The sequence below is a fragment of the Pinisolibacter sp. DMC19 genome, assembly GCF_056313985.1.
In genome coordinates, this window is record NZ_JBQUZF010000001.1 from 216,208 (window position 1) to 231,805 (window position 15,598).

The 15,598-nt window shown below is 67.7% G+C and carries 14 protein-coding genes; 13 read left to right on the top strand and 1 reads right to left on the bottom strand.

Annotated features, from left to right (window positions below; all coding sequences use genetic code 11):
- Window positions 1-5: 5 nt before the first annotated feature.
- From ACT53U_RS00960 to ACT53U_RS01020, 13 genes are all read left to right on the top strand, one after another.
- Window positions 6-245, top strand: coding sequence for a hypothetical protein (locus tag ACT53U_RS00960; protein ID WP_476151988.1), 240 nt, complete (start codon window positions 6-8; stop codon window positions 243-245).
- A 54-nt stretch (window positions 246-299) separates the two neighbouring features.
- Window positions 300-788 (top strand): NADH-quinone oxidoreductase subunit NuoI, encoded by a 489-nt coding sequence (gene nuoI / locus ACT53U_RS00965; RefSeq protein ID WP_476151989.1) that lies wholly within the window; start codon window positions 300-302, stop codon window positions 786-788.
- A 44-nt stretch (window positions 789-832) separates the two neighbouring features.
- Window positions 833-1,441 (top strand): NADH-quinone oxidoreductase subunit J, encoded by a 609-nt coding sequence (locus ACT53U_RS00970; RefSeq protein WP_476151991.1) that lies wholly within the window; start codon window positions 833-835, stop codon window positions 1,439-1,441.
- Between the two features lie 144 nt (window positions 1,442-1,585).
- Window positions 1,586-1,894 (top strand): NADH-quinone oxidoreductase subunit NuoK, encoded by a 309-nt coding sequence (gene nuoK / locus ACT53U_RS00975; RefSeq protein ID WP_476136811.1) that lies wholly within the window; start codon window positions 1,586-1,588, stop codon window positions 1,892-1,894.
- 7 nt (window positions 1,895-1,901) lie between these two features.
- Complete coding sequence (gene nuoL, locus ACT53U_RS00980; protein WP_476151993.1) at window positions 1,902-3,998, top strand: NADH-quinone oxidoreductase subunit L; 2,097 nt, start codon at window positions 1,902-1,904, stop codon at window positions 3,996-3,998.
- Window positions 3,998-5,509 carry an NADH-quinone oxidoreductase subunit M gene (locus ACT53U_RS00985; RefSeq protein WP_476151995.1) on the top strand — a complete coding sequence of 504 codons (1,512 nt, stop codon included), beginning with the start codon at window positions 3,998-4,000 and terminating at the stop codon, window positions 5,507-5,509. Before nuoL ends, ACT53U_RS00985 begins: the two co-directional genes overlap by 1 nt.
- 127 nt (window positions 5,510-5,636) lie before the next feature.
- Window positions 5,637-7,061: an NADH-quinone oxidoreductase subunit NuoN gene (nuoN, locus tag ACT53U_RS00990; RefSeq protein ID WP_476151997.1), complete on the top strand. Its 1,425-nt coding sequence runs from the start codon at window positions 5,637-5,639 to the stop codon at window positions 7,059-7,061.
- Window positions 7,061-7,861 carry a biotin--[acetyl-CoA-carboxylase] ligase gene (locus ACT53U_RS00995; RefSeq protein ID WP_476151998.1) on the top strand — a complete coding sequence of 267 codons (801 nt, stop codon included), beginning with the start codon at window positions 7,061-7,063 and terminating at the stop codon, window positions 7,859-7,861. The genes nuoN and ACT53U_RS00995 overlap by 1 nt, the downstream gene beginning before the upstream one ends.
- A gap of 2 nt (window positions 7,862-7,863) precedes the next feature.
- Window positions 7,864-9,546 carry a ribonuclease J gene (locus tag ACT53U_RS01000; RefSeq protein WP_476151999.1) on the top strand — a complete coding sequence of 561 codons (1,683 nt, stop codon included), beginning with the start codon at window positions 7,864-7,866 and terminating at the stop codon, window positions 9,544-9,546.
- Window positions 9,547-9,808: 262 nt separating this feature from the next.
- A complete protein-coding gene (mce, locus tag ACT53U_RS01005; protein ID WP_476152000.1) occupies window positions 9,809-10,213 on the top strand; it encodes a methylmalonyl-CoA epimerase in 405 nt (134 codons plus the stop codon).
- A 134-nt stretch (window positions 10,214-10,347) separates the two neighbouring features.
- Window positions 10,348-10,617 carry a DUF1467 family protein gene (locus tag ACT53U_RS01010; protein WP_476152002.1) on the top strand — a complete coding sequence of 90 codons (270 nt, stop codon included), beginning with the start codon at window positions 10,348-10,350 and terminating at the stop codon, window positions 10,615-10,617.
- Between the two features lie 106 nt (window positions 10,618-10,723).
- A complete protein-coding gene (locus tag ACT53U_RS01015; RefSeq protein WP_476152003.1) occupies window positions 10,724-12,826 on the top strand; it encodes a molybdopterin oxidoreductase family protein in 2,103 nt (700 codons plus the stop codon).
- A gap of 104 nt (window positions 12,827-12,930) precedes the next feature.
- On the top strand, window positions 12,931-13,521 hold the full coding sequence (locus ACT53U_RS01020) for a hypothetical protein (RefSeq protein WP_476152004.1): 591 nt from the start codon (window positions 12,931-12,933) through the stop codon (window positions 13,519-13,521).
- 401 nt (window positions 13,522-13,922) lie between these two features.
- Here ACT53U_RS01020 and ACT53U_RS01025 read toward each other — a convergent pair whose 3' ends face one another.
- Window positions 13,923-15,509: a helicase HerA domain-containing protein gene (locus ACT53U_RS01025; RefSeq protein WP_476152005.1), complete on the bottom strand. Its 1,587-nt coding sequence runs from the start codon at window positions 15,507-15,509 to the stop codon at window positions 13,923-13,925.
- Window positions 15,510-15,598 lie beyond the last annotated feature (89 nt).

The following is a 15,598-nucleotide window of genomic DNA, read 5'->3' on the forward strand; positions in this document are numbered from 1 at the left end:
CTCGCATGGAGATCTCTCTTCCCGGCCTGATCGGAGCCTTCATGGGCTCCGTGGTGGGCGTGATGGATTTCGGCATCGTCGCGGGTCTCCTGCGGCGAGCCTGGGAAAAGAAACCCGGCGACGCGGTCCTCACCGCGCGACGGGAGCTGATCTTGAAGGGGGCCTTCGCGGTCAACCTCTTCGTCTTCGCCGGCCTCGGATGGTGGTTCGGCACGGCGATGACCGGGTTGAGCGGGGCGAACTGAACAGGACCCAGACCCTCGGGCATGTCTCGCGGGGTCAACGGAAGGGTAGACGTGATGAGACTCGATCGGGCGGCGAAGTCCTTGTTGCTGAAGGAGTTCGTATCGGCATTCTTCCTGTCGATGCGCTACTTCTTCGCGCCGAAGGCGACCCTGAACTACCCCTTCGAGAAGGGGCCGATCAGCCCGCGCTTCCGCGGCGAACACGCGCTGCGCCGTTATCCCAACGGCGAGGAGCGCTGCATCGCCTGCAAGCTCTGCGAGGCGATCTGCCCGGCTCAGGCGATCACCATCGAGGCAGCGCCGCGCGGCAACGATCAGACCCGCCGCACCACCCGCTACGACATCGACATGGTGAAGTGCATCTACTGCGGCTTCTGCCAGGAAGCCTGCCCGGTCGATGCCATCGTCGAGGGACCGAACTTCGAATTCGCCACCGAGACCCGCGAAGAGCTCTTCTACGACAAGGCGAAGCTGCTCGCGAACGGTGACCGTTGGGAGCGCGAGATCGCCCGCAACATCCAGTTGGACGCACCCTACCGCTGACCGAACGCCACGCCGGCCCAGCCGGCGGGTGTCGAGGACGACCGATGATCCAGGCCTTCTTCTTCTACGTCTTCGCCGCCGTGACCGTGGCTTCGGCCTTCGCGGTCATCTCGGCCCGCAATCCGGTGCATTCGGTGCTGTTCCTGATCCTCGCCTTCTTCAATGCGGCGGGGCTCTTCGTGCTGATGGGCGCCGAGTTCCTGGCCATGCTGCTGGTCGTCGTCTACGTCGGCGCGGTGGCGGTGCTGTTCCTCTTCGTCGTGATGATGCTCGACGTCGACTTCGCCGAACTGCGGACGGGGCTGCTCGAATATGCCCCGATCGGCATGGCGATCGGCGGCATCCTGCTCGCCGAACTGCTGATGGTGGTCGGCGGCTGGGTGATCGACCCGCACGTGGTCGGCCACGGGGCGAACCCGATCGATGCGGCGACCTCGAACGTCGCGGCCATCGGTCTGGTGCTCTACACCAAGTACATCTTCTTCTTCCAGGCTGCCGGCCTGATCCTGCTGGTCGCGATGATCGGTGCGATCGTGCTGACGCTGCGCCACAAGGCCTTCGTCAAGCGGCAGAACATTTCCGAACAGGTCGCCCGCGGCCCGGCCACCGCCATCGAGGTGGTCAAGGTCGAGATCGGCAAGGGCCTGTCGTGATCGCATGACGCGGCCGCCCTCGATGGGCGCCGCGAGGAAACCCAAGGCCGCGGTGGGCGAGGGGGCTCGCTGCGGAAGAATGGTCGGGGTGATCGACGTCGCGCGTCGGTGATCCCGCAAACCTCGGATGAGACGGGGGAAGTCATGGTAATCGGCTTGTCGCACTACCTCTCGGTGGCCGCGATACTCTTCACGCTGGGGGTGTTCGGCATCTTCCTGAACAGGAAGAACGTCATCATCATCCTGATGTCGGTCGAGCTGATCCTTCTCGCCGTCAACATCAACTTCGTGGCCTTCTCCACCGCGTTGGGCGACCTCGTGGGGCAGATCTTCGCCCTGCTGGTCCTGACGGTGGCAGCCGCCGAGGCCGCCATCGGCCTCGCGATCCTGGTCGTGTTCTTCCGCACCCGCGGCTCCATCGCGGTGGAAGACGTCAACGTGATGAAGGGTTGATCGATCCATGTTCACGGCGATCGTCTTCCTCCCTCTCCTCGGCTTCCTGATCGCGGGCGCGATGACGCTCTTCGCGCATCCGGTCGCGCCGAACGGGGCCGCCAATCTCGGCCACGGCGACCATGGTCACGACGACCACGGTCCCGCCGACGCGCATGCCACGGCCCATGACGACGACCACGGCCACGGCCATGGCGACCATCACGAAGAAAAGCCGCTGGCCCGTCCGGCGGAGCTCGTCACCACGAGCTTCCTGATGATCGCCGCGGCGCTGTCCTGGGTGACCTTCTTCCAGATCGGCCTCGGGCATCCCGCCGGCGTGATGAAGGTGAACATCCTGCCGTTCCTGCATACCGCCGGCCTCTCGGTCGACTGGGCGATCCGCGTCGACACGCTGACCGCGGTGATGCTGGTGGTGGTGAACACGGTCTCGGCGCTCGTCCATCTCTATTCGATCGGCTACATGAGCCACGATCCGGATCGGCCGCGCTTCTTCGCCTATCTGTCGCTGTTCACCTTCGCCATGCTGATGCTGGTGACCTCCGACAATCTGGTGCAGATGTTCTTCGGCTGGGAAGGCGTCGGTCTCGCCTCCTACCTGCTGATCGGCTTCTGGTTCCAGAAGCCCTCGGCCAACGCCGCCGCCATCAAGGCCTTCGTCGTCAACCGTGTCGGCGACTTCGGCTTCGTGCTTGGCATCTTCGGCGTGTTCTGGCTTTTCGGCACCGTCGACTACGACGCGATCTTCGCCAATGCCCCGACCATGGCCGGCAAGCAGCTGCACTTCCTGTCCTGGCAGTTCGACGCCATGACCGTGATCTGCCTGCTGCTGTTCCTCGGCGCCATGGGCAAGTCGGCGCAGTTCCTGCTGCACACCTGGCTTCCCGACGCGATGGAAGGCCCGACCCCGGTCTCGGCCCTCATCCATGCGGCGACCATGGTCACCGCCGGCGTCTTCATGGTGGCGCGTCTGTCGCCGCTGTTCGAGCTCAGCCACACCGCGCTCACCGTGGTGACGCTGGTCGGCGCCGTGACCGCCTTCTTCGCCGCGACCGTCGGTCTGGTGCAGAACGACATCAAGCGCGTCATCGCCTACTCGACCTGCTCGCAGCTCGGCTACATGTTCGTCGCCCTCGGCGTCGGTGCCTACGGCGCGGGTGTGTTCCACCTGTTCACGCACGCCTTCTTCAAGGCGCTCCTGTTCCTCGGCGCCGGCTCGGTGATCCACGCCGTCTCGGGCGAGCAGGACATGCGCAACATGGGCGGCCTCAAGGGTCACATCAAACTGACCTACGCCATGATGATCGTCGGAACCCTGGCGTTGACCGGCGTCGGCATCCCGATGACCGAGTTCGGCTTCGCCGGCTACAACTCGAAGGACGCGATCATCGAGGCGGCCTATGTCGGTGAGAACGCCTTCTCGGGCCTCGCCTTCGGCCTGCTGGTCATCGCCGCGCTCTTCACCTCGTTCTATTCGTGGCGCCTGATCTTCAAGACCTTCTGGGGCGCGCCGCGCGCCTCCAAGGACGTCATGGATCATGTCCACGAGAGCCCGCTCGTCATGACGGTTCCGCTGATGGTGCTCGCCACCGGCGCGGTCGTCGCGGGCATGCTCTTCGCCGGTTCCTTCATCGGCCACGAGTACGGCGAGTTCTGGAAGACTGCGCTCTTCACGGGCAAGGAGAACCACGTCCTCGAGCACATGCACCATGTGCCGACGGCAGTGAAGTTCGCCCCCTTCGTGGCGATGCTGGTCGGTCTGGTGACGTCCTACGTGTTCTACGTGGTGAACCCGAAGATCCCGGAGAAGCTCGCCGCTTCGCAGAAGGGCCTCTACGAGTTCCTGCTCAACAAGTGGTACTTCGACGAGCTCTACGACTACCTGTTCGTGCAGCCGGCGAAGAAGCTCGGCCGCTTCCTCTGGAAGGAGGGTGACGGTCGCGTCATCGACGGGTTCGGCCCGGACGGCGTGTCGGCCCGCGTGGTCGCGATCACCGGCAAGGTCGTCGCGCTGCAGTCTGGTTATCTCTACCACTACGCCTTCGCCATGCTGATCGGCGTGGCCGCTCTGGTGAGCTATGTGATGTTCGGGGGAGTTCGGTGATGGGCAACTGGCCGCTGCTCACGATCGTCACGTTTCTGCCGCTGGTCGGCGTGGTCTTCGCCGCGCTGGTCAAGGGCGACGACGACGTGGCGAAGTCGCGCATCCGCACGATCGCGCTTCTCACGACCATCGTCGACTTCCTGCTCTCGCTCCTGATCTGGGCCAAGTTCGACCCGTCGAACCCCGGCTTCCAGCTCGAGGAGAAGGGCGCGTGGCTCGGCAACGTCTTCAGCTATCACATGGGTGTCGACGGCATCTCCGTCGCCTTCGTGCTGCTGACGACCTTCCTCATGCCCTTCTGCATCCTCGCCTCGTGGCAGAGCGTGCAGAACCGCGTGAAGGAATACATGATCGCGTTCCTCGTCCTCGAGGTGCTGATGATCGGCGTGTTCACCGCGCTCGACCTGATGCTCTTCTACGTCTTCTTCGAAGCCGGCCTCATCCCGATGTTCATCATCATCGGCGTGTGGGGTGGACCGCGTCGCGTCTACGCCTCCTTCAAGTTCTTCCTCTACACGCTGCTCGGCTCGGTGCTGATGCTGATCGCCATGCTCGCCATGTACTGGCAGGCGGGCACGGCCGACATCCCGGCGCTGCTCAAGCACGACTTCCCCGTCCATCTGCAGACCTGGGCCTGGATCGCCTTCTTCGCCTCCTTCGCGGTGAAGATGCCGATGTGGCCGGTCCACACCTGGCTACCGGACGCCCACGTCGAGGCGCCGACCGCCGGTTCGGTGATCCTGGCGGGCATCCTCTTGAAGATGGGCGGTTACGGCTTCCTGCGCTTCTCGCTGCCGATGTTCCCGGTTGCGTCCGAGGCGTTCGCGCCCTTCGTCTTCACCCTGTCGATCATCGCCATCATCTACACCTCGCTGGTGGCGCTGGCGCAGGAGGACATCAAGAAGCTGATCGCCTATTCGTCGATCGCCCACATGGGCTACGTGACCATGGGCATCTTCACGATGAACCAGGCGGGCGTGCAGGGCGCCATCTTCCAGATGGTCTCCCACGGCTTCGTCTCCGCCGCGCTCTTCCTCTGCGTCGGCGTCATCTACGATCGCACGCACACCCGCGAGATCGCCGCCTACGGTGGCCTCGTGAACCGCATGCCGTGGTATGCCGTCGCCTTCATGCTGTTCACGATGGCGAACGTCGGCCTGCCGGGCACCTCCGGTTTCGTCGGCGAGTTCCTCACCCTGCTCGGCGCCTGGCGCGCCAACACCTGGGTGGCGTTCTTCGCGGCGACCGGCGTGATCCTGTCGGCGGCCTATGCGCTCTACCTGCTCGCCCGCGTCATGAACGGCAAGCTCGAGAAGCCCTCGCTTCAGGGCATCCTCGACATGGACTGGCGCGAGCGTGCGATCCTCATTCCGCTGATGCTGGTGACGGTGTTCTACGGTGTCTATCCGATGCCGATCCTGAACGCCTCGGAGGCGTCCGTGCAGGCGATGCTCGCCAAGGTGGCCGCGGCGATCGCCGCCGGCACCAAGGTGGCGCTGATCGCCAACTGATGCGACGGTGCGGTCGGACCCCGGTCCGATCGCGCACGACCGACGTCTCGCCGACCGATCCGGCCGGCCAGACCCGACTGTTGAAAGACCTGACGCTGTCAGACCTTCTGGGGCCGAGACCAAGTCCATGACACTCGATCTGATGCCGGTGTTGCCGGAGATTGTCCTCGCGATCGGCGCGCTCGCGCTTCTCATGCTCGGCGTCTTCGCCGGTGAGAAGTCGACCGGCGTGGTCGGCTGGGGGGCCGTCGCCCTTCTCGCCCTGGCCCTCGTCGCCGTGCTGGCCGGGCCGAAGGCCGCCTCCGCCTTCGGCGGCGCGCTGGTCATCGACCCGTTCTCCAGCTTCATGAAGGTGCTGGCGCTGATCGGCTCGATCGTCGCGGTGATCCTGTCGGCCGGCCCCGCCCGGGTCGACGGCTGGGGCCGCTTCGAGTACCCGGTCCTGGTCGTGCTCGCCACCACCGGCATGCTGCTGATGATCTCGGCGAACGACATGATCTCGCTCTACCTCGGCCTCGAGCTCCAGTCGCTGGCGCTCTACGTCGTCGCCGCGATGGATCGCGACAACGTGCGTTCGACCGAAGCGGGCCTGAAGTATTTCGTCCTCGGTGCGCTGTCCTCGGGCATGCTGCTCTACGGCGCCTCGCTGGTCTACGGCTTCACCGGCCAGACCGGCTTCGCCCCGATCGCCGCGGCGCTGAAGGGCCATGCCCCGTCGCTCGGCGTCGTCTTCGGCCTCGTCTTCATGATGGCCGGTCTCGCCTTCAAGATCTCCGCCGTGCCGTTCCACATGTGGACGCCCGACGTCTACGAAGGCTCGCCGACCCCGGTGACCGCCTTCTTCGCCGCCGCCCCCAAGGTCGCCGCCTTCGCGCTGATCATCCGCGTCTGCGTCGAGGCCTTCGGCTCGATCGGCCCGTCGTGGCAGCAGATCGTCGCCTTCATCGCCATCGCCTCGATGGTGCTCGGCGCCTTCGCCGGTATCGGTCAGGCCAACATCAAACGCCTGATGGCCTATTCCTCGATCGGCCACATGGGCTACGCGCTGGTCGGCCTCGCCGCCGGCACGGTCGACGGCATCACCGGCGTCGGCATCTACCTGACGATCTATCTCGTCACCACGCTCGGCGCCTTCGCGATGATCATCGCCATGCGCCGCGACGGCAAGCCGGTGGAACAGATCACCGATCTCGCCGGTCTGTCGCGTTCGAGCCCGCTCGCCGCCTTCGGTCTGGCGATGCTGATGTTCAGCCTCGCCGGCATTCCGCCGCTCGCCGGCTTCTTCGGCAAGCTCTACGTCTTCCAGGCGGCCGTCCATGCCCAGCTCTACTGGCTGGCCGTGCTCGGCGTGGTCGCCTCGGTGATCGGCGCCTTCTACTACATCCGCATCGTCAAGGTGATCTACTTCGACGAGCCGGCGGCCGATCTCGACGCGGCGACCATCGAGCAGAAGTTCGTCTTCGCCGCGGCGTCGATCTTCGTCCTCCTGTTCTTCGTCCTCGGCAACGGCCTCACCGTCGCCGCGACCGCCGCCGCCAAGTCGCTGTTCTGATGGCGACCGGCAGTCCCGGCGGGGAGCGGGCCTCCGCCTCCGCCGGCGCCCCTTGGCGGGTGATCGCCAAGCCGACGACGGAATCGACCAACATCGACGCGCTCGATCTCGCCCGCTCCGGTGACCCGGGGCGGGTTTGGGTCGTTGCCGACCGACAGGAAGGCGGACGCGCCCGCCGCGGCCGTAGCTGGACCTCCGAGAGAGGCAATCTCTACGCCTCGGCGCTGCTGATCGACCCCGGTCTGCCGCGCCATCTGCCCGAACTTCCCTTCGTCGCCGCCGTCTCGGCCGCCGACGCTGTGGCGGAAGCGACGGGCGGGCGTCTCGTCCCCGGCATCAAGTGGCCGAACGATCTGATGATCGCCGGCCGCAAATGCGCCGGAATCCTGCTCGAAACCACGCGGGATCCGGCCGGCCGCACCGCGGTCGCCGTCGGCATCGGCGTCAACTGCCGCCACTTTCCGCTCGCCACCGAGACCCCGGCGACGAGCCTTCTGACCGAGGGCCACGACGTCCTGCCCGAGCGCCTGTTCGAGGCGCTCCGTTCGGCCTTCGCAGCCCGCGTCGAGGAATGGGCGTCGGGCCTTGGTTTTCCCGCGATCCGCGCGGCCTGGCTGAAGCGGGCCGTCGGCATCGGCGGACCGATCCGGGTGCGCCTCGTCGACGGTGAGGACACCGGCATCTTCGAGGGCATCGACGAGGCGGGGCTGCTGCGCCTCGCCCGGCCCGACGGCACACATGGCAAGATTTCCGCGGGAGACGTCTTCTTCCCGCGTCCGGAGAAGGTCTCCGAGGAGTGATCATGGCGAAGAAGTCCCGCAAGGGCGACGAACTGGTGTTCCTGCCGCTCGGTGGCGTCGGCGAAATCGGAATGAATCTCGGTCTCTACGGCTTCGGGCCGGAAGACGATCGGCGCTGGCTGATGGTCGACTGCGGCATCACCTTCGCCTCGGAATACGACGAACCGGGCGTCGACCTGATCTTCCCCGACATCCGCTTCATCGAAGAGGAGCGGAAGAACCTCGTCGGCATCGTCATCACCCATGCCCACGAGGACCATTTCGGCGCGCTGTCGACGCTGTGGCCGAAGCTGAAGGTGCCGGTCTACATGACGCCCTTCGCCGCCGGCCTGCTCGAGGCCAAGGGGGCTGCCGACGGCGGCGCCTCCGACATCCCGGTGACGCGCTTCACCGCCGGCGAACGCTGGACGATGGGCGACTTCGACGTCGAGGCGATCGCGGTGTCGCATTCGATCCCGGAAGCCGTGTCCCTCGCCATCCGCACGCCGCTCGGCACCGTGATCCACACCGGTGACTGGAAGGTCGATCCGACCCCGGTCATCGGTTGGTCGACCGACTTCGACCGCTTCCGCGCCATCGGCGACGAGGGCGTGCTGGCGATGGTCAACGATTCGACCAACGTGCTGCGCGACGGCTCGAGCCCGTCGGAGACGGAAGTCGCCGCGAGCCTCGCCGAGATCATCGAGGCGGCGCCGCATCGCGTCGCGGTGACGACCTTCGCCTCCAACGTCGGCCGCCTGCGCGCCGTGGCCGAAGCCGCCGCCAAGGCCGATCGCAACGTCGTCGTCATGGGCCGCGCCATGCGCCGCGCCCTCGACGTGGCGAAGGAATGCGGCCTCCTCGACGATCTGCCGCCCTTCCTCGACGACGATGCCTACGGCTACCTGCCGCGCGACAAGGTGGTGACGCTGCTCACCGGTTCGCAGGGCGAGGCCCGCGCCGCGCTCGCCCGCATCGCCTCCGGCGAGCACCGGCAGGTCGCCATGTCGCCCGGCGACATGATGATCTTCTCGTCGCGCACCATTCCCGGCAACGAGAAGTCGGTGAACACGATCATGAACGCGCTCGCCGCCAAGGGCGTGAAGATCGTCACCGACCGCGACGCACTGGTCCACGTCTCCGGCCACCCGCGCCGCGGCGAGATGACCATGCTCTACGAGGCGGTCCGCCCCGAGATCTCCGTTCCGGTCCACGGCGAGGCGCTGCATCTCGCCGTCCACGCCGAGTTCGCCTGCTCGCTCGGCGTGCCGAAGATCGGCCACGCGTTGAACGGCCGCATGCTCCGCCTCGCACCGGGACCGGTGGCCGAAGTCGACGAGGTCTTCACCGGCCGTCTCTTCCGCGACGGCTCGCTGCTCGTCACGCCCGACCAGTCGGGTGCCGCGGCGCGGCGCAAGGCGAGCTTCGCCGGCGTCGTCGTCGTGTCGCTGGTGGTTGACGCCAAGGGCAACGCGCTCGTCGACCCGTCGGCCGTGCTGATCGGCCTGCCGGACGAGGACGATCGCGGCCGCACCTTCCTCGACACCGTCGAGACGACCGCCTCGCTCACCCTCGACGGCCTGCCGCGGCCGAAGCGCAAGGACACGGCGCTGGTCGCCGACGCTGTCAAGCGCGCCGTGCGCGCCGCCGTCAACGAGCGCTGGGGCAAGAAGCCGATCGTCGAGGTGACGGTCCAGGTGGTGTGAAGTCGGGGAGGGGGCGCGGGTTCGTGCCCCCGCTCATGGTTCGAGGCCCGGCGTTGCCGGGCACCTCACCATGAAGCTGCGGTTTGAAGCGACCTCTCCACACATCACGGCTTCATGGTGAGGTGCGAGCCGAAGGCGAGCCTCGAACCATGAGCGAGGAACGCACGTCGCCCCGCCCCAGAGCCCGACGCAAGGCGAATTGCCGCGCTGCCGCCGCCGGGCTATGTCCGCCTGACGTTTCGAACCGACGGAGGGAAGACGGATGATCGGACGGCTGAACCACGTGGCGATCGCGGTGCCGAACCTCGAGGCGGCGACCGCCGTCTACCGCGACACGCTCGGCGCCAAGGTGTCGGCCCCGCTGCCGCAGCCCGAACACGGCGTCACCGTCGTCTTCGTCGAACTGCCCAACACCAAGGTCGAGCTGCTCGAGCCGCTCGGCGAGACGTCGACCATCGCCGGCTTCCTCGAGAAGAACGCCTCGGGCGGCATCCATCACGTCTGCTACGAGGTCGAGGACATCCTCGCCGCCCGCGACCAGATGAAGGCCGCCGGCGCCCGCGTGCTCGGCGACGGCACGCCCAGGATCGGCGCTCACGGCAAGCCGGTGCTGTTCCTCCACCCGAAGGACTTCTGCGGCACGCTGGTCGAGCTCGAGCAGGTCTGAGCGATCATCCGAAACGTTTCGGAACGATCCCCGAGAGAGCGCCCCGCACGAGCCGGGCGCTCTTTTCGTTTTCCCTCGCCGCTTCCCCGCGCCGCGGCCAGGCCCTATCATCGCGGAAAAGGCGGGGAGGCCCCATGCGCATCGGCACATCGATCGCGATCTATTTCGTCATCTGGTGGACGGTGCTCTTCGCCGTTCTGCCGTTGAAGCTGACGACGCAAGGAGAAGCCGGCGAGGTAGTGCCCGGCACCTCGGCCTCGGCGCCGACCCGGCCGCGCCTTCTCCTCAAGGCGGCGATCACCACGGTCGTCGCTGCGATCGTCTTCGCCGGCTTCCTGGCCTTGAAGAATTCGAGCCTGGGGCTCGACGACATCCCCTTCCTGCCCAAGTTCTCCGGACACTGACGATCGACGGCGTTCATCGGTTCGATCGGTGAATTTCATGGCTCACCCCCTCCCGAGAGGCGGGGCGACCTGCGATACTCCGCGCCCGTTCGATCGAGGCCCGTCGATGAATCAGACCGTACCCGTCCGCACCGCGCGCTCCACCTGTCCGCACGACTGTCCCTCGACCTGCAGCCTCGAGGTCGAGGTGCTGGACGATCGCACCATCGGCCGGGTGCGCGGATCGACCGAGAACACCTACACGGCCGGCGTGATCTGCGCCAAGGTCGCCCGCTATGCCGAGCGCGTCCACTCGCCCGACCGCCTCCTGAAGCCGCTCCTGCGCACCGGGCCGAAGGGCTCGCGCCAGTTCCGCGAGATCGGCTGGGACGAGGCGCTCGACCGCGTGGCGGAAGCCTTCCTCGCCACCGAGAAGGCGCACGGCGCCGAGGCCGTCTGGCCCTACTACTACGCCGGCACCATGGGGCAGGTGCAGCGCGACGGCATCAACCGCCTGCGCCACGCCAAGAGATATTCCGAGGAATACGACACGATCTGCACCGCGCTCGCCTGGCCGGGCTGGATCGCCGGCCACGGTCGGCTGACGGGCGCCGATCCACGCGAGATGGCGAAGTCGGATCTCGTCGTGATCTGGGGCACCAACGCGGTTTCGACCCAGGTCAACGTGATGACCCATGCGGTCAAGGCCCGCAAGGAACGCGGCGCCAAGATCGTCGTCGTCGACGTCTACCGCACGCCGACCATGGATCAGGCCGACGTCGCCGTGATGGTACGCCCCGGCACCGACGCGGCGCTCGCCTGCGCCGTGATGCACGTGCTCTTCCGCGAGGGCTGGGCCGATCGGCCGTTCCTCGAGAGCCACACCGACGTGCCGGCCGAACTCGAGGCGCATCTCGCCAGCCGCACGCCGGAATGGGCGGAGGCGATCTGCGGCGTGCCCGCGGCCGAGATCGAAGCGCTGGCGCGGATGATCGGCCGCACGCCGAAGACCTTCTTCCGCATCGGCTACGGCTTCACCCGCCAGAGGAACGGCGCCGTCGCCATGCACGCAGTGAGTTCGATCCCGGTCGTCGCCGGTTCCTGGCGCCACGAAGGCGGTGGCGCCTTCCACAACAACGGCGGCATCTACCGCATCGACAAGTCGCTGGTCGAAGGCAAGGACCTGCGCGATCCGACCGTGCGCCGGTTGGACCAGAGCCAGATCGGCCGCGTGCTGACCGGCGATGCCGCGGCGCTGCGTGAGGGCGGGCCGGTGACCGCCATGCTGATCCAGAACACCAACCCGATGTCGGTGGCGCCCGAACAGGAGAAGGTGCGCGCCGGTTTCGCCCGCGAAGACCTCTTCGTGGCGGTCCACGAGCAGTTCATGACCGACACCGCGGCGATGGCCGACATCGTCCTGCCGGCGACGATGTTCCTCGAGCACGACGACCTCTATCGCGGCGGCGGCAACCAGTACGTCCTGGTCGGCCCGAAGCTGATCGAGGCGCCGGGCGAGGCGCGGGAGAACCATTTCGTCATCTGCGAACTGGCGAAGCGCCTCGGCGTCACCCATCAGGGCTTCGAGATGACGGCACGCGAGCACGTCGACTGGATGCTGCGCAAGGGCGGCTACGGCACCTTCGACGAGCTGAAGGACCGGCCGCTGGTCGATTGTCAGCCGCCCTTCGAGCGCGCCCATTTTCTCGACGGCTTCGGCCATGCCGACGGGCGCTTCCGCTTCGCCCCCGACTGGGCGTCGGTCGTGGTGGACAACGATGGGCCGATGGGCCCGTTCGAAGATCTGCCGCGCCTGCCCGACCAGTGGAACGTCACGGAGGGCGTCGACGCCGACCACCCGTTCCGCCTCGTGACGCCGCCGGCGCGCAACTTCCTCAACTCGTCCTTCACCGAGACCACGACCTCGAAGGCCAAGGAGCGCGGCCCCCGCGCCAAGATCCACCCCGACGACCTCGCGAGCCTCGGCGTCTCCGACGGCGAGGAGATACGCCTCGTCAACGCCCGCGGTGCGGTGCGTCTGCCGGCGGAGGCCTTCGACGGGGTGCGTCGCGGCGTGATCGTCGTCGAGGGCATTCACCCCAACGGCGCGCACGCGGACGGGCGCGGCATCAACACGCTGACCGGGGCCGATCAGCCGGCGCCCTTCGGTGGTGCCGCCTTCCACGATTCGCGCGTTCGCGTGGAAAAGTGGATTCCGTCGGAGGTGTAACCGAAGCGCACTTGAGCCCCGGGCGGCGAGGGTCTATCGGGAGGGCGTTCCTTTCATGCCGCGGCGCAGCGTCGCGGCTTCGCCCGTTCTGGGAGTTCCCACATATGACCCGTGCCGTCGCCGTTCTCCGTGCTGCCGTCTTCGCCACCGCCACCCTCGCCGTCGGTGCGGCCTTCGCCGCCACGACCGATGTGACGGAGCCGCCGACCGCCCCGGCGACGCAGGTCGCCCAGGCCGAGAAGCCTGCCGCCGAGGAGGCCGCACCGGTCAAGCACAAGGCCAAGAAGGCCAAGAAGGCCGAGGCCGAGGAGAAGACCGAGGCGAAGCCGGACGCCAAGGCCGAAGCTGCGCCGGCTCCGGCCGCCGCTCCGGTGGTGACGCCGCCGCCGTCGAAGGCCTCGCGTGAGCTGCTCCGCCGCGTCCTGCTCGACGCCTGCGTCTATCAGGAGAACGCCAAGGAAGACGCCGCGACCGAGGAAAAGCCCGAGAAGGCGGAAAAGGCCGAGAAGCCCGAGGTCAAGGCCAACAAGCTCTCCGCCAAGCAGCAGAAGATCCTCGACGCCTGCCAGTGCGCCTCGACCAAGGCGATCAAGCCGATCAAGGACGAGGACATCGTCAAGGTCGACGAGAACCGTCAGGTCCCCGACGCCTGGTATCAGGCGACGACCGAAGCCTACGCGACCTGCAAGCGCTGATCGGCACGACGATTTGAAGAGGCCGGCGAGAGTGATCTCGCCGGCTTTTCTGTTTGTCTGGGCATCGGCGGAACGCGCTTCGCCGGGCAGGGACGCGACGCGATCGACCGGCACGCGGCATCGCGCCGCGACGGATCTACCCCTCCCATCAGGGGAGGGGCAGGGGTGGCGGCGCCTCACTGCAGTGCGCAATCCTTCGAGACGCGCCTGCGGCGCTCCTCAGGATGAGGCGCTTTCAATTTTCAGAACAAAACAAACGCCTCATGCTGAGGAGGGCTGCCTGCGGCAGCCCGTCTCGAAGCATCGCGCACGACGTCGAAGCCGCTTCTCATGCAATGCACAAAGTCCCCGAGGGGAGGGTGACGAGCGGCAGCGCCGCACCCGGGTCGCCCCGCTTGCCGTCACGCCTCGCCCGGCAACCGCGGCGGCCTCCTCGGCCTCTCGCCGAGCAGCACTTCGCCGAGACGCGCCGCCCGCGCCGCGCCGCGCCGTTCGCCGGCGCGCGGGCCGACGCCGGTGCCGCCGGTCTTGGTGCGCCAGCCGGTCGCCACCACGACGACGGTGCGGTTGCCGCGGAAGTCGACCTCGGAGACGATCTTGCCGCGCTCCGCCATGTAGGAGAGGAGCCAACGCCCGCGCGACGGCGAATGGCTGCCGTAGGCCCGTGCCAGAACGTCGTCGCCGGGACAGGTCTCGGCCTCGCGCGCCGCGCGCGCCACCATCAGGAAGACGCCCTGCATCTCTTCCGGCAGATCGTCGGCCGCCTCGAGCACCGCCTGCCAGTCCTCGTCGCCGTCGGTCGCACCGATCCCGGCACGCGCCAGCGCCAGCCGGCGGCGGAAGCTCGGCATGTCGGCGGCGACGTCGCCCAGCCGACGCAGGCGGCAGTGGAAGGCGAAGTCCTGATAGACCACCGGTACCGGCCGGAACGCCGCCTCGGGGTCGGAGAGGATCTCGGCGAAGATCTCGTCGAGCGCCTTCTCGATCTCCTCCGGCGGCAGACGCGGCACGCTCTCTTCCGCCGCTTCCGGCTCGGTGGCCGCGGGGCGCGAGGCCGCGACCTGCGCCAGGAGTTCGTTGGTGCCGAGCTTCGGCGCCCGCGGCGGCGGGGCAGGGCGGGCGATCACCTCCTCCGGCGTCGCCGGGGCGAAGATCAGATCCTCCAGCGCCTCACGCGCCATCTCGGGCAGCGGCATCAGCTCCGGCCGGCCGGAGCGGCCGCGGGTCGAGACCGTGCCGATGCGGATCGGCGTCGGCCGGCGGAAGAGCGCCGGGCCGAGCGCCACGAACTGGCCGGGCACGAGATCGCGGAAGGCTTCCGCCTGGCGCCGTTCCATGCCGAGGAGATCGGCGGCGCGCGCCATGTCGATGTCGAGGAAGGTGCGCCCCATCAGGAAGTTCGAGGCTTCCGCCGCCACGTTCTTGGCGAGCTTGGCGAGGCGCTGGGTGGCGATCATGCCGGCGAGACCACGCTTGCGGCCGCGGCACATCAGGTTGGTCATGGCGCCGAGCGAGATCTTGCGCGCCTCGTCCGACACCTCGCCGGCAATCGCCGGGGCGAAGAGCTGCGCCTCGTCGACCGCCACCAGCATCGGATACCAGTAGTCGCGATCGGCATCGAACAGGCCGCTGAGGAAGGCCGCCGCCGCCCGCATCTGGTCCTCGGCGTCGAGACCCTCGAGGGTGAGCACGACCGAGGCGCGATGGCGGCGGATGCGATCGGCGATGCGGGCGAGCTCCGCCGGCGAGCGCTCGGCGTCGACCACGACGTGGCCGAAGGCCTCGGCCAGCGTGACGAAGTCGCCTTCCGGATCGATGATCGCCTGCTGCACGTGGGGGGCGGACTGTTCGAGCAGGCGACGCAGCAGATGCGACTTGCCCGAGCCCGAATTGCCCTGCACCAACAGGCGAGTGGAGAGCAGCTCCTCGAGATCGAGACGTGCCGCCTCGCCTCCGCCGGTGTTGCCCAGATCGATTCCGACCTTCATGTCCGACCCGATTCCGCCTCGCCTCGAAGGTCGCGACCCTATCACGCCGACCGCCGCGAGCGACCCGTCACGGGACGCCTCTCCACAGG